We start from the raw sequence: 23,585 nt of genomic DNA on the forward strand, positions 1-23,585 counted from the left end.
CCGTGCCGCACCGCCGGGGAAATCGGTTCGCCACTGTCGAGCGGCGGGTGAGATCCTGGACGGCGTATGTCTACGCAGCCCGCCCTCGCCCTCGACACCCTCGCCCCCCGCCTGTCCCAGCTCTCGTTGCGCGATGAGCACCGGATCGGCCGCCGGCTGGAGGGTGCGCGCCGCATCCGTAAGCCCGAGGCCCGCGCCACCGTTCTCGCCGAGATCGCGGCGGACGTGGAGAAGGCCGAGGCGCGGATGGCCGAGCGCGGCTCCCGCGTGCCCGCGATCACGTATCCCGAGCAGCTGCCGGTCAGCCAGAAGAAGGACGACATCGCCGAGGCGATCCGCGACCACCAGGTCGTGATCGTCGCGGGCGAGACCGGTTCGGGCAAGACCACGCAGATCCCCAAGATCTGCCTGGAGCTGGGCCGGGGCGTGCGCGGCATGATCGGCCATACGCAGCCGCGCCGTATCGCGGCCCGTACGGTCGCCGAGCGCGTGGCCGAGGAGATGGACACGCCGCTGGGCGAGGCCGTCGGCTGGAAGGTCCGCTTCACCGACCAGGTGAACCCGGACGGGACGTTCATCAAGCTGATGACGGACGGCATCCTGCTGGCCGAGATCCAGACCGACCGCGAGCTGCGCGCGTACGACACGATCATCATCGACGAGGCCCACGAGCGCTCGCTCAACATCGACTTCCTGCTGGGCTACCTCGCCCAGCTGCTGCCGAAGCGCCCCGACCTCAAGGTCGTCATCACCTCGGCGACCATCGACCCCGAGCGTTTCTCGCGGCACTTCGGGGACGCCCCGATCGTGGAGGTCTCCGGCCGCACCTACCCCGTCGAGGTCCGCTACCGCCCCCTCCTCGAAGAGGACTCGGACGACTCCGACCGGGACCAGATCACCGCGATCACGGACGCCGTCGAGGAACTCCAGGCCGAGGGCAAGGGCGACATCCTCGTCTTCCTCTCCGGAGAGCGCGAGATCCGCGACACGGCGGACGCGCTGAACAAGAAGAACTACAAGTTCACGGAAGTCCTCCCGCTCTACGCCCGGCTCTCGCACGCCGAGCAGCACCGCGTCTTCCAGCAGCACACCGGACGGAGAATCGTCCTGGCGACGAACGTCGCCGAGACCTCCCTGACCGTCCCGGGCATCAAGTACGTGATCGACCCGGGCACGGCCCGCATCTCCCGCTACAGCCACCGTACGAAGGTGCAGCGCCTGCCCATCGAGGCGATCAGCCAGGCCAGCGCCAACCAGCGCAAGGGCCGCTGCGGCCGTACGTCGGACGGCATCTGCATCCGGCTGTACAGCGAGGACGACTTCCTCTCGCGTCCGGAGTTCACGGACGCGGAGATCCTGCGGACGAACCTCGCCTCCGTCATCCTCCAGATGACCGCGGCCGGCCTCGGCGACATCGAGAAGTTCCCCTTCATCGACCCGCCGGACCACCGCAACATCCGCGACGGCGTGCAGCTCCTCCAGGAGCTGGGCGCGCTGGACCCCACCCAGAAGGACCCGAAGAAGCGGCTCACCCAGCAGGGCCGCAAGCTCGCCCAGCTGCCGGTGGACCCGCGGCTTGCCCGCATGGTCCTGGAGGCCGACAAGAACGGCTGCGTACGCGAGGTCATGGTGATCGCGGCGGCGCTCTCCATCCAGGACCCGCGCGAGCGCCCCGCGGAGAAGCAGGCGCAGGCCGACCAGCAGCACGCCCGCTTCAAGGACGAGACGAGCGACTTCCTCGCCTTCCTCAACCTCTGGCGGTACGTCCGCGAGCAGCAGAAGGAGCGCGGCTCGTCCTCCTTCCGCCGCATGTGCAAGGCGGAGTACCTGAACTTCCTGCGCATCCGTGAGTGGCAGGACATCTATACGCAGCTGCGTACGGTCGCCAAGCAGCTGGGCATCCACCTGAACGAGGACGACGCGCCGGACGACCGCGTCCACATCTCCCTGCTGTCCGGTCTCCTCTCCCACATCGGGATGAAGGACGTGAAGGAGTCGAAGGAGAGCAAGGAGAAGGACCCCAAGCAGCGCGGTGGCGGGCGGGGCGAGTACATCGGCGCCCGCAACGCCAAGTTCGCGGTCTTCCCCGGCTCGGCGCTCTTCAAGAAGCCGCCGCGCTTCATCATGTCGGCCGAGCTGGTGGAGACCTCGCGCCTGTGGGCCCGCGTCAACGCGCGGATCGAACCCGAGTGGGTCGAACCGCTGGCCGAGCACCTCCTGAAGCGCACGTACAGCGAGCCGCACTGGGAGAAGGACCAGGCGGCGGTGATGGCGATCGAGAAGGTGACGCTCTACGGCGTCCCGATCGTCACCGACCGCAAGGTGAACTACGGCCGGATCGACCCCGAGGTCTCCCGCGACCTGTTCATCCGCAACGCGCTCGTCGAGGGCGACTGGCGCACGCACCACAAGTTCTTCGCCGCCAACCGCAAGCTGCTCACCGAGGTCGAGGAGCTGGAGCACCGGGCCCGGCGCCGCGACATCCTCGTCGACGACGAGACGCTCTTCGACTTCTACGACCAGCGCGTGCCCGCCGATGTCGTCTCGGGGGCGCACTTCGACTCCTGGTGGAAGAAGAAGCAGCGGGAAGAGCCCGAACTGCTCGACTTCGAGCGGTCGATGCTGATCAACGAGAAGGCGGGTGACGTCTCCAAGGACGACTACCCCGACTCGTGGCGTCAGGGGCCGCTGAAGTTCAAGGTGACGTACCAGTTCGAGCCCGGCGCGGACGCGGACGGCGTCACGGTCCACATCCCGCTCCAGGTGCTGAACCAGGTCACGGACGACGGCTTCGACTGGCAGATCCCGGGCCTGCGCGAGGACGTGGTCATCGAGCTGATCCGCTCCCTGCCGAAGCCGATCCGGCGGAATTACGTCCCGGCGCCGAACTACGCGAAGGCGTTCCTGGACCGCGCGCTCCCCCTCCAGGAGCCGCTGCACGTGACGCTGGCGCGCGAACTCCAGCGGATGGTCGGGGTGCCGGTCGCGCCCGAGGACTTCGATCTGACGCGCGTACCCGACCACTTGAAGATCACGTTCCGGATCACCGATGAGCGGCGCAGGAAGCTCGCCGAGGACAAGGACCTCGAAGCGCTCAAGCTGCGGCTGAAGCCGAAGGCCCGCAAGGCGCTCTCGCAGGCCGCCGCCGCGACCGCCGAGCGGACGGGCGGCTCGGCCGTGGAGCGTACGGGGCTGACGGACTGGAGCATCGGCACGCTCAGCCGCGTCTTCGAGACGCGCCGCGCGGGGCAGCCCGTGAAGGCGTACCCGGCCCTCGTGGACGACGGGGACACCGTCTCCGTGCGCCTCTTCGACACCGAGGCGGAACAGCGGCAGGCGATGTGGCGCGGCACGCGCCGGCTCATCCTGCGCAACATCCCGGTCAACCCCGGCAAGTTCGCCTCGGACAAGCTGACGAACCAGCAGAAGCTCGCCCTGTCCGCGAATCCGCACGGCTCCATACAGGCGCTGTTCGACGACTGCGCGATGGCGGCGGCGGACAAGCTGATCGCGGACTTCGGCGGGCCCGCCTGGGACGAGGAGTCGTACCGCAAGCTCTTCGACAAGGTGCGGGCGGAGATCGTCGACACGACCGTGCGGGCCGTCGGCCAGGTCCAGCAGGTCCTCGCCGCCTGGCAGGCCTGCGAGCGGCGCCTGAAGTCCGCGCAGAGCCCGGCCCTGCTCGCCAACCTCTCGGACGTACGGGAGCAGCTGAACTCCCTCATCAAGCCGGGCTTCGTGACGGAGACGGGCCTGCGCCGCCTTCCCGACCTCATGCGGTACATGGTGGCGGCGGACCGGCGGCTCCAGCAGATGCCTACGAACGTGCAGCGGGACACCGCGCGCATGGAGAAGGCCCGCGAGATGCGGGACGAGTACCTGTGGCTCCTGGAGCAGCTGCCGCGGGGCCGGCCCGTCCCCCAGGAGGTCCTGGACATCCGCTGGATGATCGAGGAACTCCGCGTCAGCTACTTCGCGCACGCGCTGGGCACGGCGTACCCCGTCTCGGACAAGCGGATCGTGAAGGCGATCGACGCGGCGGCGCCGTGAGCGCCCGCGCACGCAGGGTGAGTTCGACCGCCGGGCCTGCGCTGCTGTAGAGTCCTGTCTCGCAGCACAACGCGCAAGCAAGTGCCGCGAAGCAAGGTCCTGTGGAGCAGTTTGGAGTGCTCGCCACCCTGTCAAGGTGGAGGCCGCGGGTTCAAATCCCGTCAGGACCGCAGTAAGAAAGGCCCGCAGCCAACTCCGGCCGCGGGCCTTTCGCGTACCTCCTCGCCGGCCCGCACCCAGAGCCTGGCCGCAGGCCCTTCCCCGCGCCCCCCGGGCCACACCGCCAAGGCCGAGGCCGCGTCGCGCGGCGCAGCCGCAATCAGGCACGGCAAATCCCGTCAGGGCCGCCGCAACGCGGGGGCCCGCAGCCAACTCTGGCCGCGGGCCTTTCGCGTACTTCCCCGCACCCGGAGACTGGCCGCGGCCCCTTCCCCGCGCCCCCCGGGCCACACCACCAGGGCGGAGGCCGCGTCGCGCGGCGCAGCCGCACTCAGGCACGGCACATCCCGTCAGGACCGCCGCAACGCGAGGACCCGCAGCCAACTCTGGCCGCGGGCCCTTCGCGTACCTACCCGCACCCGGAGACTGGCCGCGCCCCTTCCCCACACCCACCGGGCCACACCACCAGGGTGGAGGCCGCGCCGCGCGGCGCAGCCGCAATCAGGCACGGCACATCCCGTCAGGACCGCCGCAACGCGGGGGCCCGCAGCCAACTCTGGCCGCGGGCCTTTCGCGTACTTCCCCGCACCCGGAGACTGGCCGCGGGCCCTTCCCCGCGCCCCCCGGGCCACACCACCAGGGTGGAGGCCGTGTCGCGCGGCGCAGCCGCAATCAGGCACGGCACATCCCGTCAGGGCCGCCGCAACGCCAGGGCCTGCGGCCACCGGGTCCCCGCCGATCTGGAGCCCGCGCCGGGCCGCGCAGTCGCAATCCGGCACAGCAGAACCCGTCAGGACCGCCGCAACGCAAAGGCCCGAACCCCCCAGCTGGTCGCAGGCCTTTCGTGTGGCCCCCCTCGGCCGCCCCGCCGAGGTGGAAGCCGCGCCGCGCAGCGAGAGTCCGCGGCCGCGCTCCCAGCAGGCCAACACCCCCCGCCAGCCCCCGGCTGCGTCAAGACCGCCCCCGAGGGGGCGGACCCCGGCCCCGCCGGATCCAGCCCGTTCTCGTGTTCGCGTCTTGACTGCGTCACATTCCGCCGGTACCCCAGACAACAGGAGAGGGAGCCGGCGGCAGGCTCCCCCGGGAGGTGACGCATGTCTGCTTCTTCCGCGTCCGCGCGGCACGAGACGCGTGCCCTGTTGCGCGCGCACCTCGCGGCGGCCACCAGCTATCGGCATCTGACACGGCACTGCCCCATCTGCCACCGGCTGCTGAGGCTCGCCCTGGAGCCCTCTCCGCACCGTCCGGGCGAGTGCGAGACGACCGAGGGCGGCTTCGTCCAGGAGAGCGCCGTACGGGACGAACTCGACGGCGAGGCGGGCGAGGACGAAAGTCCCGCCAACGCATGACCAAAGCCGCCGCACCGCCCGCCCCCTCGGTGGGAGGGTGGGACCGGCAGGCCCAACACCCCTCTAGCGCAGGGGTATCGCACACAACAAGCCGCACGGCATGTGACGGGTGTCACCGAACAAGTTTTAGGAACACCCGGACTTACACCCCCCCTACATGGGGTCAATTTAATATGTGCAATTGCACCGCCACCAGGGCACACCCCGCGACACACGGCTCGGATCCCCCGAGAGCCCCTCAGGACTCCCCGGAGTGCAACAGGGCCGCTCACGCCCCTGTCCGCCCACACGCCCCCGGCGCACAAAAAAGATCGCGCTGGACCCGGCGGAGTCCAGCGCGATCGAAACGACTCACCCATGCGGCTCAGGCGTGGATCCCGTTGGGGCGGGAACCGCGTCGTGTGTAGCTATATGTCGGACGTACGACCAGGTTGGGGGACCCGGCAGCAGTGGTGCTCTTCGCCCGAGTTGTGCGGGTTACTGCTGGTTAAGCGGTAGTTCAGGCCTCGCTGCGCTGCTGCGGGATACCCGCGAGCAGTGCGCGGACCTCAGCCTCGCGGTACCGGCGGTGTCCGCCGAGCGTGCGAATCGACGTGAGCTTGCCAGCCTTGGCCCAGCGCGTCACCGTCTTGGGGTCGACGCGGAACATCGTGGCGACCTCAGCCGGGGTCAGCAGCGGCTCGGCATCAGGGGTGCGAGCGGTCATGAGCGGCCTCCTCGGGAGAACCGAACCTTCTCGGTTCATTCCTCTAAATTCTGCACCTTGACCCGCGTTGCCCGAAATGGCGGACGCGAGTCGAGTCGGTTATAGGACGAACGGCTTGTCCTCGGCACTACAACTACACCATCCGTCCAGCCACGTCGGCCAAACCGATGGAATTGCCCTCCCAGGTGTTCATCACCGACGGAAGCCGATGGACCATGCCATAGCGGACAGTCACGCCGCCGTGACGATCAGTCACAGAGCGATCAGGAGTCAACAGACCCCCCATAGAGTGCAATGCTGAGCATTCCGCCCGTACATGGGCGGAAGGAGCCCTCCCCGGGCTCCTTGTCCTATTTTGGCACGAGGGGGGGCGATGGGCGCAAGGGCGCAGTAAAGTGCGGTCCGTCACGCTTGAGACAAAGGCCCGGATCGGGACCTACGTCCCGTCACTCGTCACCCGCAACCGCCGAACACCGGACGACCGCCGGCCCTCAGTTCGCGAACTGAAGGTGCCGGACCGCCCGCCATCGCTCCACGAGCCTCGCATACGCCTCGCCGGCCCCCTCGCCGTCGCCGACGCGCAGCGCCTCGATCCCCTCGGCGACATCCGCCGCCGAGTGATCCTCGTCCAGCTCGGCGGCGGAGACGGCGTGCACGAGACCGCCGTAGTCCAGTTCGACCAGGGAACGCGGATGGAACTCCTCCAGCCACCGGCCGACGTCCACGAGCCCCTCGATGAGCGGCGCCTCGTCCAGCGCGTCCCGCAGCGTCTTGAGGCCGCGCGCGACCCGGCGCCTCGCCTCGACCATCGGGGTGCGGTAGCGAAGGACCGGAGCGGCGTCCGGCCCCGCCACGTCACCCCCGCCACCCCCGTCACTCCTGGCAGCCCTGTCGCCCCTGTCATAGCTGCGCTCCTCGTCCGAGACGAGGACGAACCAGTGCAGCGGCACCTGCCACGTCGACGTACGGATCCAGGGGCGCGCGTCGGGGTTGCGGGCCAGCCACTGCTCGTAGTCCGCGGCCGTCTGGCGGCGCAGCACCGGCGGGAGCACCGCGTCGAGGACGGGCGCGGGCAGCTGCCCGCTCAGCTCGCCCATGGCCTGCCAGCCGCGCAGCCGGGTCCGCCACGGGCAGACGCACAGCACGCCGTCACTCTCCAGGACGAAGGCGTCACCGCTCTCGTGCACCGGCACCGGCACCGGCGGCGTGGGCACCAAGTCCGCCAGTGAGCGGCGCAGTTCGTCCTGGTACGAGGGGCGCTCCGGGCGGCGGGCGTAGCGCGCCCAGTGGTCGCGTTCCGGCTCGGGGAAGGCGGCCAGCGGCTCGTAGACGCGCAAGTACGACGCGTACGGGACCGTCACCGATGACACCTTGGGCACGGCTGCTCTCTCCCCCGCGGACGGTCCGGAAAACTCTGCTGATCGTGCCATGGCCGAACCGCGCGGTGGACAGGCTCTAGTGTCATGCCCCACGGGCCCCGCCACCCGTACGGAGAGCCCGTCCACCGCCGCTACTCGACCGGGAGTCACCACAGTGACCGAAGCAGACAACGGCGTCCTGCGCACCCTGTTCCACTCGGACCAGGGCGGCCATGAGCAAGTAGTGCTCTGCCAGGACCGCGCCAGTGGCCTCAAGGCCGTCATCGCCCTCCACTCCACCGCCCTGGGCCCGGCCCTCGGCGGCACCCGCTTCTATCCGTACGCGAGCGAGGAGGAGGCCGTCGCCGACGCGCTGAACCTCGCGCGCGGGATGTCGTACAAGAACGCCATGGCCGGCCTGGAGCACGGCGGCGGCAAAGCGGTGATCATCGGCGACCCCGACCGGATCAAGAGCGAGGCCCTGCTCCTCGCCTACGGCCGCTTCGTCGCCTCGCTCGGCGGCCGGTACGTGACGGCGTGCGACGTCGGTACGTACGTGGCGGACATGGACGTCGTCGCGCGCGAGTGCCGCTGGACCACCGGGCGCTCCCCCGAGAACGGCGGCGCGGGCGACTCGTCCGTGCTCACCGCCTTCGGTGTCTTCCAGGGCATGCGCGCCTCGGCCCAGCACCTGTGGGGCGACCCGACGCTGCGCGGCCGCAGGATCGGCGTCGCGGGCGTCGGCAAGGTCGGGCACCACCTGGTCGAGCACCTCCTGGCGGACGGCGCCGAGGTCGTGGTCACCGACGTACGCGCGGCGTCCGTGGACCGGATCGTCCACAAGCACCCGTCGGTGACGGCGGTGGCGGACACCGACGCCCTGATCCGCACCGAGGGGCTCGACATCTACGCCCCCTGCGCGCTGGGCGGCGCCCTGAACGACGACTCCGTCCGGGTGCTGACCGCGAAGGTGGTGTGCGGCGCGGCCAACAACCAGCTCGCGCACCCGGGCGTCGAGAAGGACCTGGCCGACCGGTCGATCCTCTACGCGCCGGACTACGTGGTGAACGCGGGCGGCGTCATCCAGGTCGCCGACGAGCTGCACGGCTTCGACTTCGACCGGTGCAAGGCGAAGGCCGCGAAGATCTTCGACACCACGCTCGCCATATTCGCTCGCGCAAAGAAGGATGGCATTCCGCCGGCCGCCGCGGCCGACAGGATCGCCGAGCAGCGGATGGCCGACGCGCGCTGACCGCACGCTCGCGGGGGCCCGCCGGCGTATTCGGGAGACAAGACTCACCCCCGTCGGCGGGTCGCCCGGCAAGAAGAGGTTAAAATCGCAGTTGACCAGCGAGGACGGGGCTCCTCGCGGGTTCTGCGCCGAGGCGCGTCCTGCGGGCGACGTACCGTATGGCCGCAGGAACAGGTACCGTGGAAGCCCTACGGACCGGTCTCTCCGAGGAGAGTCCGTCCTAGATCATGAACGCGTGTCAAGACTCTGGGGCCGTCGAGCCCCGTATCCGAGGGGGTCGAGCCATGGGGCGCGGCCGGGCAAAGGCCAAGCAGACGAAGGTCGCCCGCCAGCTGAAGTACAGCAGCGGCGGGACTGACCTGTCGCGTCTGGCCAATGAGCTGGGCGCTTCGACTTCGCAACAGCCGCCAAATGGCGAGCCGTTCGAGGACGACGACGAGGAAGACGACCCGTACGCCCAGTACGCGGATCTGTATAACGACGACGAGGACGACTCTTCCGAAGAGTCCGGTCCGTCGTCGCAGCGCCGCGGCGCTTGACCTCGTTGTAGCGACTGCACTTCACCCGGTCCGGGGTGGTCACCACACCGGACCGGGTTTTGTGCTGCCTCGGGGCTTTCGAGGGGCGCCCCCGGACCAGGAGCGCCCCCGGGACTACTTCGCGTAGTCACCGATCAGGGCCGCGCCCGTCGCGTGCTCGCCGCGGTCGGTGATCTCACCGGCGACCCAGGCCTCCACGCCACGGTCGGCGAGGGTGGTGAGCGCCGCGTCCGCCGACTCCTCGGGGACGATCGCGATCATGCCGACGCCCATGTTCAGCGTCTTCTCCAGTTCGAGCCGCTCGACCTGACCGACCTTGCCGACCACGTCGAACACCGCGTCCGGGGTCCACGTCTCGCGGTCGACGATCGCGTGCAGACCGTCCGGGATGACCCGGGCGAGGTTCGCCGCGAGGCCGCCGCCGGTGATGTGGCTGAAGGCGTGGACGTCGGTGGTGCGGGTGAGCGCCAGGCAGTCCAGGGAGTAGATCTTGGTGGGCTCCAGAAGCTCCTCGCCGAGCGTGCGGCCGAACTCCTCGACCCGGCGGTCCAGCGCCCAGCCGGCGCGGTCGAAGACCACGTGCCGCACGAGCGAGTACCCGTTCGAGTGAAGACCGGAGGCCGCCATGGCGATGACCGCGTCCCCCTTACGGATGCGGTCGGGGCCGAGCAGGCGGTCGGCCTCGACGGCGCCCGTGCCGGCGCCCGCGACGTCGAAGTCGTCCGGGCCGAGCAGGCCCGGGTGCTCCGCGGTCTCGCCGCCGACGAGGGAGCAGCCGGCGAGGACGCAGCCCTCGGCGATGCCCTTCACGATGGCGGCGACGCGCTCGGGGTGGACCTTGCCCACGCAGATGTAGTCGGTCATGAAAAGCGGCTCGGCGCCGCACACGACGATGTCGTCCATGACCATCGCGACGAGGTCGTGGCCGATGGTGTCGTACACGCCCATCTGCCGGGCGATGTCGACCTTCGTACCGACGCCGTCGGTGGCGGAGGCGAGCAGGGGGCGCTCGAAGCGCTTGAGTGCGGAGGCGTCGAAGAGCCCGGCGAAGCCGCCGAGGCCGCCGAGGCCCGCGACCTCCGGGCGCTGGGTCTTCTTGACCCACTCCTTCATCAGCTCGACGGCGCGGTCGCCCGCCTCGATGTCGACGCCCGCGCTTGCGTAGCTGGCACCAGTGGTCTCAGACATGACGGTGAGAACTTTCGTGTCGTACTGCGTGGGGTCTTACGGGCGACGGATCGCGTCGGCGGCGGCGGTGCCCGCCGGGCCCGCGGCCAGTTCCGTCTCCAGAAGCTGCTTGCCGAGCAGTTCGGGGTCGGGCAGGTCCATCGGGTACTCGCCGTCGAAGCAGGCGCGGCAGAGGTTCGGCTTGTCGATGGTCGTGGCCTCGATCATGCCGTCGATGGAGATGTACGAGAGGGAGTCGGCGCCGAGCGACGTGCCGATCTCCTCGATGGTCATGCCGTTGGCGATCAGCTCGGCACGGGTCGCGAAGTCGATGCCGAAGAAGCACGGCCACTTCACGGGCGGGGAGGAGATCCGGATGTGGACCTCGGCGGCGCCGGCCTCGCGGAGCATCTTGACCAGGGCGCGCTGGGTGTTGCCGCGGACGATCGAGTCGTCGACGACCACCAGCTTCTTGCCCTTGATGACTTCCTTGAGGGGGTTCAGCTTGAGGCGGATGCCGAGCTGGCGGATCGTCTGCGAGGGCTGGATGAAGGTCCGGCCGACGTAGGCGTTCTTGACCAGGCCCGCGCCGAAGGGGATGCCGGAGGCCTCCGCGTAACCGATCGCGGCGGGGGTGCCTGATTCGGGGGTCGCTATGACGAGATCGGCCTCGACCGGAGCTTCCTTGGCGAGTTTGCGGCCCATCTCGACGCGCGAGAGGTAGACGTTCCGCCCGGCGATGTCCGTGTCGGGGCGCGCCAGGTACACGTACTCGAAGACACAGCCCTTGGGCTTCGCTTCCGCGAATCGGGATGTTCGCAGGCCGTTCTCGTCGATGGCGACGAACTCGCCCGGCTCGATCTCGCGGACGTAGGAGGCGCCGCAGATGTCGAGCGCCGCGGACTCCGACGCGATGACCCAGCCGCGCTCCAGGCGGCCGAGGACCAGCGGGCGGATGCCCTGCGGGTCGCGGGCCGCGTACAGCGTGTGCTCGTTCATGAAGACGAGCGAGAAGGCGCCCTGGACCTGCGGGAGGATCTTGCCGGCGGCTTCCTCGATGGTCAGCGGCTTGCCGTCGTCGTCCACCTGCGCGGCGAGCAGCGCCGTGAGGAGGTCGGTGTCGTTGGTGGCCGCCACGCGTGTGGTGCGGCCCTCCTGCTTGGGCAGGTCGGCGACCATCTCGGCGAGCTGGGCCGTGTTGACGAGGTTGCCGTTGTGCCCGAGCGCGATGGAGCCGTGCGCGGTGGCACGGAACGTCGGCTGGGCGTTCTCCCAGACGGAGGCGCCGGTGGTCGAGTAGCGGGCGTGACCGACCGCGATATGACCCTGGAGCGAGCCGAGAGAGGTTTCGTCGAAGACCTGGGACACGAGGCCCATGTCCTTGAAGACGAGGATCTGGGAGCCGTTGCTGACCGCGATTCCCGCGGATTCCTGGCCCCGATGCTGGAGGGCGTAGAGCCCGAAGTACGTGAGCTTTGCGACCTCTTCGCCCGGAGCCCAGACACCGAAGACGCCACAAGCGTCCTGGGGGCCTTTCTCGCCGGGGAGCAGATCGTGATTGAGTCGACCGTCACCACGTGGCACATCATCGAGTGTAGGCGAGATCGACCACTGGTCCGAATTGGGGATACGACCCTTGTACGGACGGTGACGACTCCTACGGCGTGGCGGCGCGCGCGTCGATCACCGTGCCGTCGGCGGCGGTGAGCTTCAGGGTGTCCCGCTCGACGTCGTAGCGGGCCGTGCCGTCGAAGAGCTTCAGCAGCTTGCGTTCGGTGGCCATCGTGTCGCCCGGGCACATCTTGCGTGTCGTGGTGGGGGCGCCGAAGGTGATGCGGCCCTCCTTGGCCCCGGCCTTGCCTGCGGCCTTGGCCTCCGCCTTGGCGGTGACGTCGTTGCAGCCGAGGTTGCCGCGGGCCTTGCCGTCCTTGCCGAAGGTCAGGTGGGCCTTGCCGGACACGTCCTTGGGCAGGGGCGCGGCGCTCTTGCCGTCCCCGACGGTGTGCACCGTCCACTTGGTGCCGGTGAGCGGGGTGCCGGGCTTTCCGGGGCCCGAGGTGAGGTCCACGCGGTCCCCCCCGGCGGTGGTGAGGGTCAGCCGGTCGCCGTCGGCCGTCGCGGTGAGCTTCTCCCCGGCGAGGGCGCGCGTGAGGTTCTCCTCGAACGTCATCAGGCCCTCGGGGCAGGCCCGCTTCGTCATCGTGGCCTTGCCGAAGTCGAGGGTGTCGCCCTTGATCTTCACGGCGACACCGGCGTAGTTGCAGCCGAAGCTGCCGCCGGCCCGCCCGTCCTTGCCGATCTTGAGGTGGGCGTCGTCCGGGGCCTCGTACTTCTTGCCGCCCACGGTGACGCTGTCGACGTTCCAGCGGATGCCGGTGAGGGGCACCTCGCTCTCCACGGAACGGCCTTCGGAGCCGCTTCCGGATCCGCTGTCGGAGCCGGCTCCGGACTCGGTGCCGCATGCGGTGAGCAGCAGCCCGGCGGAGGCCAGCGCGGTCAGGGTCAGGGTCAGACGCTGCGTGTGCATGATGATGTGACGGGCAAGTGGGAGAGCCGGTTCCATCTGACGCCCGCGCTAACCCATGATCGGCAACAGGCCCGAGAGATCGGCCCGTTCCCCGCTCGCGCTCACCTTCGCCGCGTCCAGGGCGTTCGCCCAGTCCATGCGGCCGGTGGCGAGGCGGATCCAGGTCAGCGGGTCGGTCTCGACGACGTTCGGCGGGGTGCCGCGGGTGTGCCGGGGGCCCTCGACGCACTGCACAACCGCGTATGGCGGAATCCGCACCTCTGTCGAAGCTCCCGGCGCCTTCAGCGCGAGCGCGTCGGCGAGCAGGCGGGCGCAGGCGGCCAGGGCCTGACGGTCGTACGGAACGTCGAGGTCCGGCACGGCGTCGTTCAAGTCGTCGGTGTGGACGGTCAGTTCGACGGTACGGGTGACCAGGAAGTCGCCGAGGCTCATGGCGCCGAAGCGGGACGGCACCAGGCGCTCGTCGGAGGCGGCGGCCAGCGACGCCTCGATGTCGGCGAGGGTGCGCGTGAACAGCTCGTCGAGGTCCGTGCCCGCGCTCTCCGCGATGGCGCGGGTGTCCTCGTCGACCTGGGCCGCGGCGGTGACCGTCACGAACGGCCAGTCCATGAGCGGCACTTCGTGCTTCGCGGGCTCCGGAAGGCCCAGGTAGCGGTGGACGGTGCCGAGCACCATCGCGATGTGGGCGGCCAGTTCGTGGACGGTCCAGTCGCCGAGGCGGGTCGGGCGGGCGAGCTGCTCGGGCGTGAGGGTGCGCACGGCGTCTCGTACGTTGCCGAACTGGGCGAGCACGGCGGTGCGGATCTTGGCGGGGTCGTACGAACGCGTGCGCTTCTTGGCCGGTGGCATGGGCCGAGCCTAAGTGTTTCCGGGGTATCCCTGAAGTCCCTTTTCCACCAGACCGAAGGCGCGCTCGGCGGACTCGGCGCAGTCCTTCGCGATGTCGCCGGGCGCCTCGCCGTCAAGGGTGCGCTGATGGTTCTCCATGATGAGCGCGTTCCGGGCGCCGATCAGCTGGGTGGCGGCGACCCGCGCGAGGAGCGGGTCGCCCGTCTCCTCGGCGAGAGCGTCCGTGAGGAGCTGGACGCTGCGCATATGGAAGACCACCATGCGGTGCGTGAGGGTCGGCGTCTCGTTGATGAGCTGGCGCACCTTGAGGGTGCGCGGGTCACCGCTGAGGGCGATCGACGGGTCCCGCCGGGTGATCTGCTCCAGGAACTGGCGGCGCATGGCGGCCACCGCGGACTCTCCCGGCCGGCGCTCGCGCACCGCGCGGGCCGGGTCCCCGGCGTGCTCCTCCATCGGGGCGACGATCACGCCTTCCTTGGTGCCGAAGTAGTTGAAGACGGTCATCTTCGACACCTCGGCCGCCTCGGCGATCTCCGCCACGGAGACGTGGTCGAAGCCCCGCTCGGAGCAGAGGTCCACGGCGACCCGCCAGATCCGCGCGGCGGTCTGCTGCTTCTTGCGCGCGCGCAGCCCCAGCTCCTCAGTCATGTCGGTCACGGTACCGGGGTGGCGTCCTCCCCCACCGCGAACGTCTCGCCGCCGCCGGGCACCCCGACCCCGCGCCAGCTGAACGGCACACCCCGCGCCGTGTTCAGATCGGGCCCGTCCATCAGCTGGAAGTGCAGATGCGGCTCGGTGGAGTTGCCGGAGTTCCCGCAGCTGCCGAGCCGCCGGCCCGCCACCACCTTCTCGCCCGCCCGCACGGTCAGCGAGCCCTGCTTGATGTGCGCGTACACGGCGTACGTGCCCTCACCGAGGTCGAGCACCACGTGGTTGCCGACGACGCGGCGGGCCCCGCCGATCGTCCTGCCGATGCCCTCGATCACGAAGAAGTAGAGGAGCGCGGCGAGGGAGTTGCGGCTGAGGTGGTCCCGCTGGCCGTCCTCGGCGTGGACGACGGTGGCGTCGGCGACGGCGAGCAGCGGCGCCCCGAACGCGGGGAAGGAGCGGTTGCGGCGCGCGATCGGCCACAGCCAGCCGAAGGCCGGGCGCGCGGGCCCCTCCTCCGGCTCGGCCACGATGTCGATGGCGTAGGTCTGCCCGAGGCCGTGTGTGCCGTGGCTCGGCACCTTGTCGGCGGGGCTGTTCAGCGCCGACCAGCGGCCGGTCACCGGCGGGTCGACCTCGACGGGGGCCGGGGGGCTCGCCACGATCTCCCGGCTGACGGCCCGGCGCCGGGGGATACCGATCGCGAAGACGGCGACGATCGGTAGCCAGCCCACCCAGTACGGGTACGGCAGCTCGACGAAGAACCCGGCGACGACCTGGACGAAGACGTACAGCACCAGCAGGCGCTCAAGCACCGCGGTGAATTTGCGCATACCTATGGACATGTCGTTCCCCCTGCTGCGGATGTTGCGGTCGCTGCGGTCATTGCGGTGGCTGCGGTCATTGCAGCCGCTGCGGTCGGTCAGGGACGCGCGGCGGAGAGCATCACGAGCAGCGGGACCACCCGCCCCGCCGGAACCTCGTAGCGGCCGCGTCCCGTGCTGTGCAGCCAGCCCGCGCCGGTCAGTTGGCGCAGGTGGTGGTAGATCTGGCCGGTCGTGCCGATGTCGTCGAGCGCGGCCAGCTCGGCGGCGGTGTGCGTGCCCGTGAGGATCTCCCGCAGCAGCCGCAGCCGCACGGGGCTGCCGAGCGCGGCGAACGAATCGGCGGCCTCGGACCAGTCGTCCTCGAACAGCGACTCCGTGAGCCGGCCGTACTGCCACTCGTACCGATGTCCGGTCGGCACCCGCACGGCTCCGGTGAACAGGACGGCGCCGTCCGCGTCGCGCGCCACCGGGTGCCGTGCCTTCAGCGCGTCGAGGGCCCAGAAGTCGCCCTCCTCCACGGGGGGCGCGGACGGGCCCGCGCTCTCCAGCTCCGCCATGCGCCGTTCCAGCGCGGCCACGCGCTCTTCCAGGTCCATGAGTGAGAGGTTACGTAATTACGTAATTTTGATCAAGGGTGTTGATCCATCGGCGCCGGACCGGGGAACGCCGAAGCCCCCGCCCGGACGGTGAGGTCCGGGCGGGGGCTTCGGGGAGACGGCTGTCAGGCGAAGAGGCCCGGAATCGTCCCTTCGTGCGCCTCGCGCAGCTCGCTCAGCGGCAGCGTGAACTCGCCCTGAAGCTCGATCGCCTCACCGTCGACGACACCGATGCGCCGCACGGGCAGACCGCGCGCCCCGCACATGTCGGTGAAGCGCAGCTCCTCGCTGCGCGGCACGGACACGACCGCGCGCCCGGCCGACTCGGAGAACAGGAAGGTGAACGCGTCCAGGCCGTCCGGGACGACCAGCCGCGCACCCTTGCCGCCCCGCAGGCAGGACTCGGCGACGGCCTGCACGAGACCGCCGTCGGAGAGGTCGTGCGCGGCGTCGATCATGCCGTCGCGCGAGGCCGAGATGAGGATGTCGCCGAGCAGCTTCTCGCGCGCCAGGTCGACCTTCGGCGGCAGCCCGCCGAGGTGGTCGTGGATCACCTGCGACCAGGCCGAGCCGCCGAACTCCTCGCGCGTCTCACCGAGCAGGTAGAGGAGCTGGCCCTCTTCCTTGAAGGCGATCGGCGTGCGGCGCGCGACGTCGTCGATCACGCCGAGGACGGCGACGACCGGCGTCGGGTGGATGGCCGCCTCACCCGTCTGGTTGTAGAGCGAGACGTTGCCGCCGGTGACCGGGGTGCCCAGCTCCAGGCAGCCGTCCGCGAGGCCCCGGACGGCCTCGGCGAACTGCCACATGACGTCCGGGTCCTCGGGCGAACCGAAGTTCAGGCAGTCGGAGATCGCGAGCGGCTTGGCGCCGGACGCGGCCACGTTGCGGTACGACTCGGCGAGCGCGAGCTGGGCACCCGTGTACGGGTCGAGCTTCGCGAACCGGCCGTTGCCGTCGGTGGCGATGGCGACGCCGAGGCCCGTCTCCTCGTTGATCCGGATCATCCCGGAGTCCTCGGGCTGGGCGAGCACGGTGTTGCCCTGCACGAAGCGGTCGTACTGGTCGGTGACCCAGGACTTCGCGGCCTGGTTCGGGGCGGCGACCAGCTTGAGGACCTGCGCGCGCAGCTCGTCCGCGGTCGCCGGGCGGGCCAGCTTGTTCGCGTCGTCGGCCTGGAGGGCGTCCTGCCACTTCGGGCGCGCGTAGGGACGCTCGTAGACCGGGCCGTCGTGGGCGACCGTGCGCGGGTCGACGTCGACGATCTTCTCGCCGTGCCAGAAGATCTCCAGCCGGTCGCCGTCGGTCACTTCACCCACGACCGTGGCGATGACGTCCCACTTCTCGCAGATCGCGAGGAAGCGCTCGACCTTCTCCGGCTCGACGACGGCGCACATGCGTTCCTGCGACTCACTCATGAGGATCTCCTCGGGAGTGAGCGTGGAGTCGCGCAGCGGTACGTCGTCCAGCTCGACCCGCATACCGCCGGAGCCGTTGGACGCCAGCTCGGACGTCGCGCAGGACAGCCCGGCCGCGCCCAGGTCCTGGATGCCGACGACGAGCTTCTCGGCGAAGGCCTCCAGGGTGCACTCGATGAGGAGCTTCTCCTGGAAGGGGTCGCCGACCTGGACGGCCGGGCGCTTGCTCGGCTTCGTGTCGTCGAAGGTCTCGCTCGCCAGGATCGAGGCGCCGCCGATGCCGTCGCCACCGGTGCGGGCGCCGTACAGGATGACCTTGTTGCCGGGGCCGGACGCCTTGGCCAGGTGGATGTCCTCGTGCCGCATGACGCCGATGGCACCGGCGTTGACCAGCGGGTTGCCCTGGTAGCAGGCGTCGAAGACCAGCTCGCCGCCGATGTTCGGCAGACCCAGGCAGTTGCCGTAGCCGCCGATGCCCGCGACGACGCCGGGCAGCACGCGCTTGGTGTCGGGGTGGTGCGCGTCGCCCATCCGCAGCGGGTCCACGACCGCGACCGGGCGGGCGCCCATCGCGATGATGTCGCGCACGATGCCGCCGACGCCGGTCGCCGCGCCCTGGTAGGGCTCGACGTACGAGGGGTGGTTGTGCGACTCGACCTTGAAGGTGACCGCGTAGCCCTGGCCGACGTCGACGACACCGGCGTTCTCCCCGATGCCGACGAGCATCGCGTCGTTGGCCGGGACCTTCTCGCCGAACTGCCGCAGGTGGACCTTGCTGCTCTTGTACGAGCAGTGCTCGGACCACATGACGGAGTACATGGCCAGCTCGGCGCCGGTCGGGCGGCGGCCGAGGATCTCGCGGACGCGCTCGTACTCGTCTTCCTTCAGGCCCAGTTCGGCCCAGGGCAGCTTGACGTCGGGGGTCTCTGCTGCGTGCTTGACGGTGTCCAGAGTCATGCGTTGACCAGCTTCTTCAGGATCGAGGTGAAGAATCCGAGGCCGTCGGTGCGGCCGGTCCCGACGAGCGGCTCGACCGCGTGCTCGGGGTGCGGCATGAGGCCGACCACGTTGCCCGCCTCGTTGGTGATGCCGGCGATGTCACGGAGCGAGCCGTTCGGATTGCCGTCCAGGTACCGGAAGGCGACGCGGCCCTCGGCCTCCAGCATGTCCAGGGTCCGCTCGTCGGCGGTGTACTGCCCGTCGATGTTCTTGAGCGGGATCGAGATCTCCTGGCCGGGCGTGTAGTCGGCGGTCCAGGCGGTCCGGTCGCTCTCCACGCGCAGCTTCTGCTCGCGGCAGATGAAGTGCAGGTGGTTGTTGCGCAGCATCGCGCCGGGCAGGAGGTGCGTCTCGGTGAGGACCTGGAAGCCGTTGCAGATGCCGAGGACCGGCATCCCGGCCTTCGCCTGCTCGATGACGGACTCCATCACCGGGGAGAAACGGGAGATGGCGCCGGCCCGCAGATAGTCGCCGTAGGAGAAACCGCCGGGCAGCACCACGGCGTCGACCTGCTTGAGGTCCTTGTCCTTGTGCCAGAGCGGCACGGCCTCGGCGCCCGCCACGCGGACGGCGCGCTGGGTGTCGCGGTCGTCGAGGGTCCCGGGGAAAGTGACGACGCCAATTCGAGCGGTCACTTTCCTTCCCCCGCCTTCTCGTCCTCCACCTTTACGACGAAGTCCTCGATCACGGTGTTGGCGAGGAAGGTTTCCGCCATCTCGTGGATACGGGCGAGGGCCGCGTCGTCGACCGGCCCGTCCACCTCGAGTTCGAAACGCTTTCCCTGACGTACGTCGGAGATGCCCTGGAAACCGAGGCGCGGCAGTGCACGCTGCACCGCCTGGCCCTGGGGGTCGAGGATCTCCGGCTTGAGCATGACGTCGACTACGACGCGTGCCACTGGCACTCCCGGTGTGTGGTGCTGGCGTGTGCTGCTTGCACGGTGCTGAGCAGGTGCCTTCAGACTACCGGCACAAAATTTCTACTCGCGTAGATTCGTAGAAACCTACGTGATGGCGGTCACGTTCCAGCGGTCCGGAAGGTTTCGAACGGGACATCTCCACGAGGAATCCAGGAAAAGATCACGGCCCCGCATTGAGGGCGGACACGCGGAGATATTCGGCCGGGCTTCACAATGCATTGCCAAGCACTGTACAAAGGAAAAGGCAATAGTCGATACTTTCCCCATAACAGCCGGACAGTCGGCATCATCGCACGTCAGCGTGGTGGAGCCGCACGAAGGGACCGATATTCGTGGCGCAGCGTGTCGTAGTCACACTCTTTGACGACATGGACGGCGGGGAAGCGGCGGAAACGGTCGCGTTCGGTCTTGACGGCAAGTCGTACGAGATCGACCTCAACCAAACCAATGCCAAGAAACTGCGCACGGCGCTCGCCCCCTACCTGGAGGCGGCCCGCAAGCACTCGAAGTCCGGGAAGGTGTACCGGCACACGGCCGTCTCCCCCGACCCGTCGGCCGTACGGGCCTGGGCCCGCTCGCACCAGATGGACGTGCCGCCGCGCGGCCGCATCCCCAAGCGGGTCTACGAGGCCTTCGAGGCCGCCAACTGACCCCGCGCCCCACCCCGGTCCGAGCCCCTCGCGGGCACCGACTTGCGCTGCACCCCCGCTGGTCAGCTAGAGTCTGGAGCACGCCGAGGGGCAAGGCCGAAAGGCCGGACCTCACGGAGTCGTGCGGGTGTAGTTCAGTAGTAGAACATCCCCCTTCCAGGGGGAAGGCGCAGTGTGCAATTCCTGTCACCCGCTCCGCATCGCCTACCGACCAGTCTTCTGGTTGCGGTAAGCTGATGCTCGCGCCGATCAGTGAAAGCTGTTCGGATGCAATGCGAACGTAGCTCAGTTGGTAGAGCGCAACCTTGCCAAGGTTGAGGTCGCGAGTTCGAACCTCGTCGTTCGCTCCAGTTTCAAGAAGGCCCCGGTCGGTTCGACCGGGGCCTTCTTCGTGTGCCTGTGGCTTCGCGACGCGGCGCGTTCTGACATTTGTCATGCGGGCCGATGACAGGCCGCACTGCTGCCGCGCCCCTGACCAGGGCAAGCTTCTTCCATGACTGACCAAGTGATCGCCGTGACCGATCTTCGGCGCGTGTACGGGGGCGGTTTCGAGGCGGTACGGGGGATCTCCTTCGGCGTGGGCCGCGGGGAGCTGTTCGCGCTGCTCGGCACCAACGGCGCCGGAAAGACGTCCACCGTCGAACTCCTGGAGGGCCTCGCCGCACCGGCCGGCGGGCGGGTCCGGGTGCTCGGACACGACCCGTACACCGAGCGGTCCGCAGTGCGGCCGCGCATCGGCGTGATGCTCCAGGAGGGCGGCTTCCCCACGGAGTTGACGGTCGCCGAGACCGTACGGATGTGGGCCGGGTGCACCAGCGGGGCCCGGCCCGTCGCGGAGGCCCTGGAGATCGTGGGGCTCGGCAAGCGGTCCGGCGTACGCGTGAAGCAGCTGTCCGGCGGCGAGAAGCGGCGGCTCGACCTGGCCATGGCGCTCATCGGGCGGCCCGAGGTGCTCTTCCTCGACGAACCCACCACCGGGCTCGACGCCGAAGGGCGCCGCGAGACCTGGGAGTTGGTCAGGGACCTGCGCGACAACGGCACGACCGTGCTGCTCACCACGCACTACCTGGAAGAGGCCGAGGTGCTCGCCGACCGGCTCGCGATCCTGCACGAGGGGCGGATCGCCGCCGAGGGGCGCGTCGCCGACGTCGTCGCCGCGCAGCCTTCCCACGTCTCCTTCGAACTGCCCGAGGGGTACTTCGTCGGTGATCTGCCGCCGCTCGCCGAGCTGGGCGTCAGCGGGCACGAGAGCGAGGGGCGCCGCGTGACCCTGCGGACGAACGAGCTGCAACGGACCGCCACCGGCCTGCTGTTGTGGGCCAGGGACGCGCGGGTCGAACTGGGCTCGCTCGATGTGCGGGCGGCCTCGCTGGAGGAGGCGTTCCTGCGGATCGCGCGGACGGCCGAGGGCGGGGAGCGCGGAGAGCGCATGAAGCGTGGCGAGCGCGGAGAGCGCGGGGGCTCGGCGGGACTTTTCGCCGAGGACGAGGAGGAGATGGCGGCATGAGCACGGTGACCTTGACGACCCCCGCGGGGCGGATGCGGGCGCTGGCGCGCGCCGAGCTGACCCTGCTCGGGCGGAACAAGGGGACGCTGTTCGCGGCCCTGTTCGTGCCGGTGGCGCTGCCGTTCAGCGTCATGTCGGCGATGAGCGAGAGCGAGCTGAAGGAGGTCGGGCTCTCCGTCGGCACCATGGTCCTGCCGTCCGCCATCGGCTTCTCGCTGGTCTTCGCCGTCTACGGCTCCCTGATCGGCGTCTTCGTCGCCCGGCGCGAGGAACTCGTACTGAAGCGGCTGCGCACCGGAGAGCTGCGGGACCACGAGATCCTGGTGGGCGCCTCACTGCCCGCCGTCGCCATCGGCCTCGCGCAGATCCTGGCGCTCGTGGCCGGGTGCCTCACGCTGCTCGACGCGGGGGCGCCCGACAACGCGCTGTTCCCCGTCCTCGGGATACTGCTCGGCATCGTGATGTTCGGCGCGCTCGCGGCCGTCACGGCGAGCTTCAGCAGGACCGCCGAGACCGCGCAGGTCATGAGCATGCCGCTGATCTTCGCGTCGATGCTGGGCTCGGGGCTCGCCGTGCCGCTCGAAATGATGCCCGACACGCTCGCCTCGGTCTGCGAACTCCTTCCGCTCTCCCCGGTGATCGAACTCGTGCGCGGCGGCTGGACCGGCGGGCTCTCGGCCGGCGAGGCCCTCGGTGCCGTCGCCACGGCGGTGGCCTGGACCCTGGTGTCCGTGTTCGCTGTACGGCGATGGTTCCGCTGGGAACCCCGGCACTGAGGAAGGGGATCCGCGTGGTCGGCCGGATACGGGCCTTGCAGCGTGGCTGGCAGGGCCGGAGCAAGATCGAGAAGGTCGAGTTCCAGAGCATGGCCATGTGGCACGCCATGCCCTGGCTCTTCTTCCTCAGCTGGGGCTCGCTGCCCCTCGGCCTGAGCCTGCGGCCAGAGCCCGTCCCACAAGTCCTCGGCTGGACGCTGATCGCGGTCGGCGCCCTGCAAGGCGTGCACGTCAACCGCAGCCTGCGGCGCTCGGTCGACCACTACCTGAGGCGGGCCGCGGCGCCGCGCCGCGACCTCGCCGTCGCCGGTTGCCTGCTGGCGCTCGCGCTGGGGCTCGTACTCGGCCTGGAGGCGGTGGACGGCGTCGCCGACGGGATGATCGGCTTCACCACGCTGTATCTGGCGGTGCCGTTCTGCCAGGCGCTCGCCTTCGCCGTGTCGGTCCGCGGCTTCCTCGTCCGGGTCGCGCTGATCGACGTGGCGGCCGTGGCCGCCTTCGCCGCCATCGGGGTGCGCGACGGGCGGCTCGCCGGGTTCGCCGCCCTCATCGCCTTCGCCGGGCTGCTGACGCTGCTCTCCGCGCGCTGCGGCGCGTGGACGCTCTCCGTGATGTGGGAGGCCGACCGGGCCCGCGAGGTCGAGGCGCGGCTCGCGGTCGCCGAGGAGCGGCTGCGGTTCGGGCGTGACCTGCACGACGTCATGGGCCGCAACCTCGCCGTCATCGCGCTCAAGAGCGAACTGGCGGTGCAGCTCGCCCGACGCGGGCGGCCCGAGGCCGTCGACCAGATGGTCGAGGTGCAGCGGATCGCGCAGGAGTCGCAGCGTGAGGTGCGGGAAGTGGTACGGGGCTACCGCGAGGCGGACCTCGGGGTCGAACTCCTCGGCGCGCAGGGCGTGTTGGAAGCGGCCGGGATCGGCTGCCGGGTGACCGGCTCGGCGGCCGGGTTGCCCGCCCCCGTGCAGTCGGCCCTGGGATGGGTCGTACGGGAGGCGGCCACGAACGTGCTGCGGCACGGGGACGCGACGCGGTGCGACATCTCCCTGACGGTCGCGGAAGGGCGTACGACGCTGACCGTCGAGAACGACGGGGCACCGGACGCGCCACCTCGGGGCACGGACCCCGCCCCCTCAACCCCGCCCGGCGGATCCGGCCTCGCCGGCCTCCGGGAGCGCCTGGCGGAGGTGGGCGGCTCACTGGACTCCACGTGCACGCGGGGTCGGTTCCGGCTCATTGCGGAGGTGCCGGGGGTGGGGGCGGTGCCGGGGGCGGCGCCGGGGGTGCTACCG

Annotated in this window: 20 protein-coding genes and 3 tRNA genes; 11 read left to right on the top strand and 12 right to left on the bottom strand. The window is 70.1% G+C overall.

The genetic code is table 11. The features are described from left to right. Positions 1-66 precede the first annotated feature (66 nt). The 3 genes from hrpA (at position 67) to IG54_RS0127905 (ending at position 5,558) form a co-directional block, all read left to right on the top strand. Positions 67-4,050: an ATP-dependent RNA helicase HrpA gene (gene hrpA, locus IG54_RS0127895; RefSeq protein WP_030790307.1), complete on the top strand. Its 3,984-nt coding sequence runs from the start codon at positions 67-69 to the stop codon at positions 4,048-4,050. Between the two features lie 95 nt (positions 4,051-4,145). Next, positions 4,146-4,220 (top strand) — tRNA-Asp (locus IG54_RS0127900). A 1,083-nt stretch (positions 4,221-5,303) separates the two neighbouring features. After that, on the top strand, positions 5,304-5,558 hold the full coding sequence (locus IG54_RS0127905; RefSeq protein WP_030790310.1) for a DUF6274 family protein: 255 nt from the start codon (positions 5,304-5,306) through the stop codon (positions 5,556-5,558). A gap of 499 nt (positions 5,559-6,057) precedes the next feature. On the opposite strand, the gene bldC is transcribed toward IG54_RS0127905, so the two are convergent. Beyond that, a complete protein-coding gene (gene bldC, locus IG54_RS0127910) occupies positions 6,058-6,264 on the bottom strand; it encodes a developmental transcriptional regulator BldC (protein ID WP_003949541.1) in 207 nt (68 codons plus the stop codon). A 491-nt stretch (positions 6,265-6,755) separates the two neighbouring features. Further along, a complete protein-coding gene (locus IG54_RS0127915; RefSeq protein WP_030790313.1) occupies positions 6,756-7,643 on the bottom strand; it encodes a hypothetical protein in 888 nt (295 codons plus the stop codon). Positions 7,644-7,797: 154 nt separating this feature from the next. Between IG54_RS0127915 and IG54_RS0127920 the strand changes: the two genes are divergently transcribed. Together IG54_RS0127920 and IG54_RS0127925 are read left to right on the top strand one after the other, a co-directional pair. After that, positions 7,798-8,874 carry a Leu/Phe/Val dehydrogenase gene (locus tag IG54_RS0127920; RefSeq protein WP_030790316.1) on the top strand — a complete coding sequence of 359 codons (1,077 nt, stop codon included), beginning with the start codon at positions 7,798-7,800 and terminating at the stop codon, positions 8,872-8,874. Positions 8,875-9,158: 284 nt separating this feature from the next. After that, positions 9,159-9,413 (top strand): DUF3073 domain-containing protein, encoded by a 255-nt coding sequence (locus IG54_RS0127925; RefSeq protein ID WP_030790319.1) that lies wholly within the window; start codon positions 9,159-9,161, stop codon positions 9,411-9,413. 114 nt (positions 9,414-9,527) lie between these two features. Here the strand turns inward: IG54_RS0127925 and purM are convergent, their stop codons facing one another. The 10 genes from purM to purS all read right to left on the bottom strand — a co-directional run bounded on the left by purM (position 9,528) and on the right by purS (position 19,342). Continuing rightward, the gene (purM, locus tag IG54_RS0127930) at positions 9,528-10,601 is read right to left on the bottom strand and encodes a phosphoribosylformylglycinamidine cyclo-ligase (RefSeq protein WP_030790322.1); all 1,074 of its coding nucleotides are present in this window, start codon (positions 10,599-10,601) and stop codon (positions 9,528-9,530) included. A gap of 36 nt (positions 10,602-10,637) precedes the next feature. After that, complete coding sequence (gene purF, locus IG54_RS0127935) at positions 10,638-12,164, bottom strand: amidophosphoribosyltransferase (protein WP_030790325.1); 1,527 nt, start codon at positions 12,162-12,164, stop codon at positions 10,638-10,640. Positions 12,165-12,237: 73 nt separating this feature from the next. After that, positions 12,238-13,107 (bottom strand): META domain-containing protein, encoded by an 870-nt coding sequence (locus IG54_RS0127940; RefSeq protein ID WP_030790328.1) that lies wholly within the window; start codon positions 13,105-13,107, stop codon positions 12,238-12,240. Positions 13,108-13,155: 48 nt separating this feature from the next. Continuing rightward, positions 13,156-13,956: a maleylpyruvate isomerase family mycothiol-dependent enzyme gene (locus tag IG54_RS0127945; RefSeq protein ID WP_030790331.1), complete on the bottom strand. Its 801-nt coding sequence runs from the start codon at positions 13,954-13,956 to the stop codon at positions 13,156-13,158. Positions 13,957-13,965: 9 nt separating this feature from the next. Then, positions 13,966-14,604 (bottom strand): TetR/AcrR family transcriptional regulator, encoded by a 639-nt coding sequence (locus IG54_RS0127950; protein ID WP_030790334.1) that lies wholly within the window; start codon positions 14,602-14,604, stop codon positions 13,966-13,968. A gap of 5 nt (positions 14,605-14,609) precedes the next feature. Then, positions 14,610-15,449: a M23 family metallopeptidase gene (locus IG54_RS0127955; RefSeq protein WP_030790337.1), complete on the bottom strand. Its 840-nt coding sequence runs from the start codon at positions 15,447-15,449 to the stop codon at positions 14,610-14,612. A 77-nt stretch (positions 15,450-15,526) separates the two neighbouring features. Continuing rightward, positions 15,527-16,027, bottom strand: a complete 501-nt coding sequence (locus IG54_RS0127960; RefSeq protein WP_030790342.1) for a helix-turn-helix domain-containing protein — start codon at positions 16,025-16,027, stop codon at positions 15,527-15,529. Positions 16,028-16,152: 125 nt separating this feature from the next. After that, entirely contained in the window at positions 16,153-18,402 is a 2,250-nt protein-coding gene (gene purL, locus IG54_RS38330; protein WP_037897861.1) for a phosphoribosylformylglycinamidine synthase subunit PurL, read from the bottom strand. Next, complete coding sequence (gene purQ, locus IG54_RS0127970) at positions 18,399-19,079, bottom strand: phosphoribosylformylglycinamidine synthase subunit PurQ (protein ID WP_030790344.1); 681 nt, start codon at positions 19,077-19,079, stop codon at positions 18,399-18,401. Before purQ ends, purL begins: the two co-directional genes overlap by 4 nt. Further along, positions 19,076-19,342, bottom strand: a complete 267-nt coding sequence (purS, locus tag IG54_RS0127975) for a phosphoribosylformylglycinamidine synthase subunit PurS (RefSeq protein WP_030790347.1) — start codon at positions 19,340-19,342, stop codon at positions 19,076-19,078. Before purS ends, purQ begins: the two co-directional genes overlap by 4 nt. A gap of 353 nt (positions 19,343-19,695) precedes the next feature. Here purS and IG54_RS0127980 point away from each other — a divergent pair, with 353 nt between their 5' ends. The 6 genes from IG54_RS0127980 to IG54_RS0128005 all read left to right on the top strand — a co-directional run. Then, positions 19,696-20,013: a histone-like nucleoid-structuring protein Lsr2 gene (locus tag IG54_RS0127980; protein WP_030790350.1), complete on the top strand. Its 318-nt coding sequence runs from the start codon at positions 19,696-19,698 to the stop codon at positions 20,011-20,013. A 123-nt stretch (positions 20,014-20,136) separates the two neighbouring features. Continuing rightward, positions 20,137-20,208: transfer RNA gene (locus IG54_RS0127985), tRNA-Gly, on the top strand. A gap of 79 nt (positions 20,209-20,287) precedes the next feature. After that, positions 20,288-20,363 (top strand) — tRNA-Gly (locus IG54_RS0127990). A 143-nt stretch (positions 20,364-20,506) separates the two neighbouring features. Then, entirely contained in the window at positions 20,507-21,520 is a 1,014-nt protein-coding gene (locus tag IG54_RS0127995; RefSeq protein WP_078594586.1) for an ABC transporter ATP-binding protein, read from the top strand. Next, positions 21,517-22,296: an ABC transporter permease gene (locus IG54_RS0128000; RefSeq protein ID WP_030790358.1), complete on the top strand. Its 780-nt coding sequence runs from the start codon at positions 21,517-21,519 to the stop codon at positions 22,294-22,296. Before IG54_RS0127995 ends, IG54_RS0128000 begins: the two co-directional genes overlap by 4 nt. Before the next feature lie 14 nt (positions 22,297-22,310). Beyond that, on the top strand, positions 22,311-23,585 hold a 1,275-nt coding region (locus IG54_RS0128005; protein ID WP_037897863.1), incomplete at its 3' end, for a sensor histidine kinase.

This window comes from Streptomyces sp. NRRL S-920 (assembly GCF_000717945.1).
Classification (GTDB): domain Bacteria; phylum Actinomycetota; class Actinomycetes; order Streptomycetales; family Streptomycetaceae; genus Streptomyces; species Streptomyces alboniger.

Excerpts from the sequence above, each read along its gene's own strand:
- hrpA (WP_030790307.1), top strand. The coding sequence starts at position 67 with ATGTCTACGCAGCCCGCCCTCGCCCTCGACACCCTCGCCCCCCGCCTG.
- IG54_RS0127905 (WP_030790310.1), top strand. The coding sequence starts at position 5,304 with ATGTCTGCTTCTTCCGCGTCCGCGCGGCACGAGACGCGTGCCCTGTTG.
- bldC (WP_003949541.1), bottom strand. The coding sequence starts at position 6,264 with ATGACCGCTCGCACCCCTGATGCCGAGCCGCTGCTGACCCCGGCTGAG.
- IG54_RS0127925 (WP_030790319.1), top strand. The coding sequence starts at position 9,159 with ATGGGGCGCGGCCGGGCAAAGGCCAAGCAGACGAAGGTCGCCCGCCAG.
- purM (WP_030790322.1), bottom strand. The coding sequence starts at position 10,601 with ATGTCTGAGACCACTGGTGCCAGCTACGCAAGCGCGGGCGTCGACATC.
- IG54_RS0127940 (WP_030790328.1), bottom strand. The coding sequence starts at position 13,107 with ATGCACACGCAGCGTCTGACCCTGACCCTGACCGCGCTGGCCTCCGCC.
- IG54_RS0127945 (WP_030790331.1), bottom strand. The coding sequence starts at position 13,956 with ATGCCACCGGCCAAGAAGCGCACGCGTTCGTACGACCCCGCCAAGATC.
- IG54_RS0127950 (WP_030790334.1), bottom strand. The coding sequence starts at position 14,604 with ATGACTGAGGAGCTGGGGCTGCGCGCGCGCAAGAAGCAGCAGACCGCC.
- IG54_RS0127955 (WP_030790337.1), bottom strand. The coding sequence starts at position 15,449 with ATGTCCATAGGTATGCGCAAATTCACCGCGGTGCTTGAGCGCCTGCTG.
- IG54_RS0127960 (WP_030790342.1), bottom strand. The coding sequence starts at position 16,027 with ATGGACCTGGAAGAGCGCGTGGCCGCGCTGGAACGGCGCATGGCGGAG.
- purL (WP_037897861.1), bottom strand. The coding sequence starts at position 18,402 with ATGACTCTGGACACCGTCAAGCACGCAGCAGAGACCCCCGACGTCAAG.
- IG54_RS0127995 (WP_078594586.1), top strand. The coding sequence starts at position 20,507 with ATGACTGACCAAGTGATCGCCGTGACCGATCTTCGGCGCGTGTACGGG.
- IG54_RS0128000 (WP_030790358.1), top strand. The coding sequence starts at position 21,517 with ATGAGCACGGTGACCTTGACGACCCCCGCGGGGCGGATGCGGGCGCTG.